The organism is Romboutsia sp. 13368 (assembly GCF_018336475.1).
In the GTDB taxonomy this organism is placed as follows: domain Bacteria; phylum Bacillota; class Clostridia; order Peptostreptococcales; family Peptostreptococcaceae; genus Romboutsia.
Map to the genome: position 1 here is coordinate 1,476,279 of NZ_CP048741.1, position 1,763 is coordinate 1,478,041.

2 protein-coding genes are annotated in these 1,763 nt (G+C 29.8%); both read left to right on the forward strand.

Annotated features, from left to right (window positions below; translation table 11 throughout):
• Nucleotides 1-7: 7 nt before the first annotated feature.
• A complete protein-coding gene (locus G3997_RS11675; protein WP_334299853.1) occupies nt 8-169 on the forward strand; it encodes a CAP domain-containing protein in 162 nt (53 codons plus the stop codon).
• 184 nt (nt 170-353) lie between these two features.
• On the forward strand, nt 354-1,637 hold the full coding sequence (locus G3997_RS05970) for a DUF1002 domain-containing protein (protein WP_296644389.1): 1,284 nt from the start codon (nt 354-356) through the stop codon (nt 1,635-1,637).
• Nucleotides 1,638-1,763 lie beyond the last annotated feature (126 nt).

Sequence of the window (1,763 nt, forward strand, 5' to 3'; positions counted from 1 at the left end):
AGAAAATATAGCAAAAGGACAAAGAACTCCACAAGAAGTTATGAACGCATGGATGAATTCTTCTGGTCACAGAGCAAATATACTAAACTCTAGCTTTACTAAGCTTGGTGTTGGTATAGCTAAAGATTCTAATGGAACACTATACTGGACTCAAATGTTCATAGGATAAAATCCTAGCCAAATTTATATATAGTTATCTAATCTATAAATTATAAAAAGGTTGCTTATAAGCAACCTTTTTTGTATACTTATTACAAATTTGTAATTTGCTTTTTCATAAAAACAATTTATAGTATAATGTAATGGGGCAATATTATGGTTTAACTTTTTAAAAGTTGAAAGGAATGAAATTTATGAATAAAAAATTAAATAATTTTAGAAGAAGATTTATAACTTTAACTCTTACTGCAGTACTTAGCTTATCAAGCTTAGGACTTGTATTTGCAGATGGTGCTAGAGTTGTAACTCTTGGGGCAAACTTAACACAAGAGCAAAAGAATACAATGTTAAAATATTTCGGTGTTAACAAAGATGAGGTTGTATTACTTGAAGTTAACAACCAAGAAGAAAGAAAATACTTACAAGGGGTTGCATCTGAAGCTCAACTTGGAAAGAAAACTTACTCTTGTGCTTATGTTGAGCCTACAAAATCAGGGAGTGGTATAAACGTTAAAACTGCTAATATAACTTGGGTAACACCTTCAATGGTTGCTACTACACTATCTACAGCTGGCCTTACTGATGCTGACGTTGTTATAGCTGCTAATTTCCCAGTTTCTGGGACTGGTGCATTAACTGGTATAATGAAAGCATTTGAAGATGCTACTGGAAAGCCTTTAGAAGAAGATAAAAAAGAACTAGCTTCAGAAGAATTAATAACTACTGGAGATTTAGGTGATGAGATAGGTCAAGACAAAGCTACTGGTATAGTTAACGATGTAAAAACAGAGATAATAAAAAATAATACTAAAGATACTGTTCAAATAGCTGAAACTATAAATAATGTAGTAAATAATTACAATGTAACTTTAAGTGATGAACAAATGGCTAAGCTTGAAAGCTTAATGGGAAAAATATCTGAACAAGATTACGATTATAGTGAAATGAAAAATGCACTTAAAGGTGTTTCTGATGTTGTTAGTGAAAACTTAGAAGCTATGGGTGAAAGTGTAGATAATGGTTTCTTTGATTCAATAAAGGATTTCTTCACTGGCATAGGTGATTGGTTCAAAGGAATATTCTCTAGCGAAACTACAGATTCAAGTAGTATACTTGAAAATACTAACGATAGTATTCTTGGTGAAGATGCACAAATAGATGCTACAGATAAATCAACTATAAATCTTCCATCAAATGAAGAAGTTGAAGGATTCTTTGCAAAAATATGGAATTGGTTTACTGACTTATTCAATAACAATTCTAATGAAGTAGAAGAAAATAACAACAATGATAATACTAATTTACAAGAAGATGAATTAAATGATAATGCTACAAATGAAGATGTTAATTCATTAGAAGAAAACTCTACTATTAATGAAAATGTTCAACAAGACTCTTCAGTAGATCAAGATACTATAGAAAACACAGATTCTTCAGTTGAAGACCAAACTACAGATTGTAGTTCTTATNATTTATAGTTTAATTTAAATACTTMAAAAGACGGATAGTTTATTATCTGTCTTTTTTGTATATAATCTTCTTACAAAACTATTTATTTTCATAGCTCTCCTTAATAGCATTAGTATCTTTGTAATTAAATCTAA